General features: G+C 40.5%; 5 protein-coding genes. All 5 read left to right on the top strand.

The features are described 5' to 3' along the window. Positions 1–61: 61 nt before the first annotated feature. The 5 genes from PX484_RS19520 (at position 62) to PX484_RS19500 (ending at position 3098) form a co-directional block, all read left to right on the top strand. Entirely contained in the window at positions 62–943 is an 882-nt protein-coding gene (locus tag PX484_RS19520) for a hypothetical protein (RefSeq protein ID WP_004163687.1), read from the top strand. A gap of 403 nt (positions 944–1346) precedes the next feature. Continuing rightward, positions 1347–1934, top strand: coding sequence for a hypothetical protein (locus PX484_RS19515; RefSeq protein WP_004163689.1), 588 nt, complete (start codon positions 1347–1349; stop codon positions 1932–1934). A 229-nt stretch (positions 1935–2163) separates the two neighbouring features. Then, positions 2164–2364, top strand: a complete 201-nt coding sequence (gifA, locus tag PX484_RS19510) for a glutamine synthetase inactivation factor IF7A (protein ID WP_002758764.1) — start codon at positions 2164–2166, stop codon at positions 2362–2364. Positions 2365–2703: 339 nt separating this feature from the next. Further along, on the top strand, positions 2704–2922 hold the full coding sequence (locus PX484_RS19505; RefSeq protein WP_004163690.1) for a type II toxin-antitoxin system HicB family antitoxin: 219 nt from the start codon (positions 2704–2706) through the stop codon (positions 2920–2922). Continuing rightward, positions 2919–3098, top strand: a complete 180-nt coding sequence (locus PX484_RS19500) for a type II toxin-antitoxin system HicA family toxin (RefSeq protein ID WP_002782277.1) — start codon at positions 2919–2921, stop codon at positions 3096–3098. The genes PX484_RS19505 and PX484_RS19500 overlap by 4 nt, the downstream gene beginning before the upstream one ends. The last annotated feature ends 161 nt before the right edge of the window (positions 3099–3259 follow it).

Genomic DNA, 3259 nt, shown 5'->3' with positions numbered 1-3259 from the left:
AATGAAGAAGAAAGCTACAAAATCTTTACTCCCACTTGGAAAACTCGTTGGCTGAGGGTAAATGGTATTTTGTAGTCAGGTTCTAACGGAATTAGATAAGTTTCCTTTTTTCAGTTCATTCACCCATTACCTATTTTTGGTAGATTCTCAGACAACTGCCGCCACCGATCTTTTTAGCGAAATACGGAAACTTCTGGGAGAAGATCGGTGGCCTTTTGTGGTGACTGCGATAATTATTGGAGTAGCAGTTGAAACTAGAAGTACCTATTTCTCAGCTTTTAGGATTCGTCATTTATTTCCCGATTTAAAAAAGGATTTTTTAAAGACTTTCCGTTTTTTATTAATTGTCAAAATTTTTGTATCAATACTTTTATACCTTTTTATTCAGTTTATATTTTCTCTATTAAGCTTGATCGAGGATAATGTATATGTGGGTTTAATCATTGCTCTGGTCTTTGGTTTTATTATTAGTTCCTTAAACCCTAATTTAGAACAAATCGACCAAGTAATGGGTGGATTTAGCTTATCGACAATTAATCCTGTCTCCAGTCTGATCAAAAAGATATTAGGGTTGTACAAACAATTTAAAGCATCTATTATTGAGCCTTTCCAAAAGAAATTGGGGAACAAGAAAACCAGCCTATATATGTCTATTAAGCATGAATTTAATTGTTTTCAAATAGTTACTCTTCAGGAATACATCCAAGAATTACTCAGTAGATTTACACTGAAAGAAACGCAAGAGAAATATCAAGGAAGATTAAACGCTATCATCGGGGGAAATTTTAGTGACGAGGATAAGAGAGAAAGATTAATATGGTTATTATTTGATATTATGGAGGTTACTTATGAAGAGATCAATAAAATTAGAAATCACCCAGATCAATCAGAAATTTTAATAAGACTGGGAGAAATAGAACAGGGGAATAGTACGATAAATTAAACGTCGGACTGTTAATTAAATACACTTGTACGGTTTCCGATCGATTAACTGGAATCGATAAAAATCCTTGAGGGGGAGTGATGGGTTAACTTTTCCTGACAATTCTCGCCCTCTGGACCAGAAAAAAAGTAACCGATGTAAAACCGAGCAGTTAGACTAAATCCCTTTTTAATAGTGTGATTAACTCTCAAGTTATGAATTGTTTCTCCCCACACCCCACACCCCACACCCCACACCCCACACCCTGCCCCCACCGAAAAGCTTTTTGCTGCAAACCCCAAGTATCAAGGGGTATACTGCCAATATTTCCGATGATTGACAATTTTCTAGCGATCGAGCCTTTCCACTACGGAAATTCGAGTTTATGATAAAAAGAAATCCTCTCTCAGGTAAGAGCGGTAGTATGGCTTACTCGACACAGCAGTTAATTGAAATCCTCGAGCGAGAAATGCACGCCACTTGCAAAGGGGAACGTCTGTTACTCTCCCCGGCGGAGCGCATTGATAATCCGGTGATTGCCAAGGCGATCAATCTAGAAAAGGTGGGCAAAGTCTTCGCCTATCAGGATTTTCGCCGCCAAGTTCACGATTATCAACAAAAATATCAGGTTTCGGGCATTATCTGGCGTGTTTGTCAATGGGGCGATCGCACTCTCCGTTATCCCGAAATTCATAATCAATTAGTTGCCGTGGCGGGTGACAAGGAAATTCTCATGGCTGCCAAAGCCTCGGTTTTAGAGTTTTGGAACAGTATCACCCCTAATATGAATTTTTGGTGGGCGCTTAACTCCCGTCGTCCCATTTCTGCCGATTCTCTAGCCGAATTAGTTGCCCAGTCCGAATGGGCGGAATTAGATGTGGCGCGCACAGAATTATATCTCGGTCTCTGTTGGGGTAATCCTTTAGAACACCAGTATCAATGGGCGCAACCCTTTTCCGGTTGTCATCGCATTATCGCCGCCGTCGATGAACCTAGTTCGATTAAGGTGTGAGGGCGATTGATGTCTTGGGAATTATGAATTATGAATTGGGGGGTGGGGAGAATAAATAAAAGCAATCTCCTGACTTCTGACTGCTGCCGACCGTCTCCTATTGTAAAGTTTTGTTAATTTTTCTGGGATTAGGGCGTTTTGTAAAAATAGATACAGAATTGTATGTTATACATATTAATGGGTGATTAAAAAAGTTCGAAACACTATTTGCAGCTCGGAGGAAATGATTATGTCTACAGAACAACAAGCTCGCGCCTTAATGATGCGTCACCACCACGCCGTCAAAAATCGTCAACAATCGATGTTAGGGAGAAGTGCTTCTGAAATTGGTATTGACAATGACAATGGCTACGGGGAAACCGTTCAACGTCGCTTCTCGGCCGACTTTTCTTCACAAACTTATGATCGCTCTGGTGTTACTCTGAGTTAAGCTCTTAGATTTCGCCAAAGTGTAAGCTTTCAATCTTAGAATTAAGTGAACAATCAGCCCACACAAACCGAGATCGGAATGTGTGGGTTTTCGGTTTTTAGAGATAGGGGTCATTCCTCGGCCGATTACGCGGTTTCATCAGGATTTATACTTAAGTAGCTGGTTATAATTAAATTAAAAATGGATTTTAGGTTCGATCCCCCCTGCCCCCCTTGATAAGGGGGGTGCCGATCCCCCCTTAGTCCCCCCTTTAATCCCCCCTTGATAAGGGGGGCATCTGACAACTTTTAACGCCTACCTACTTATCGAATAATTCATAAATTATCAAAGGAGATTGTCATGAAAGGAGAATTCACCGCCATCATTGAAGCAGCAACAGAAGGGGGATACTGGGCAATTTGTCCTGAAGTACTAGGTGCAAATGGTCAAGGAGAAACCATTGAAGAAGCCAAAGAAAGCTTAAAAAGTGCTATTCAACTAATTTTTGAAGATCGTTTGGCTGATATTCGTCGAGGACTACCGAAAGAGGCGATCGAGGAGACAATTTCCATTCCATGAAACGTCAAGAATTAGAAAAAAAGTTGCGGAAAGCTGGTTGTTATCTTAAGCGAGAGGGTGCTTCTCATTCTCTTTGGATTAACCCTCAAACTGGGGTGATTGAAGCTGTACCACGACATACAGAAATCAAAGAATTTTTAGCACAAAAAATTCTCAGAAACCTGAATGCCCAATAGATAGTGCGATGCCGAAGGCACGGGAGCATCTCACCTTTGCAATGAGCATAAATACTTAGTGGAAAAATAGGCTTTTCGAGGGTAATTCTTGTTTTAATTCTCCATGTACGCAGTCTTTAAAAGCCTCTATTTCGTTCCAAGACACGATTAAGAGTGGCTTT

It is taken from the genome of Microcystis sp. M49636_WE2, from assembly GCF_030065375.1.
Classification (GTDB): domain Bacteria; phylum Cyanobacteriota; class Cyanobacteriia; order Cyanobacteriales; family Microcystaceae; genus Microcystis; species Microcystis aeruginosa_C.
Note: the sequence above shows the minus strand (reverse complement) of the source record. Positions and strands in the feature narration are given on the sequence as shown.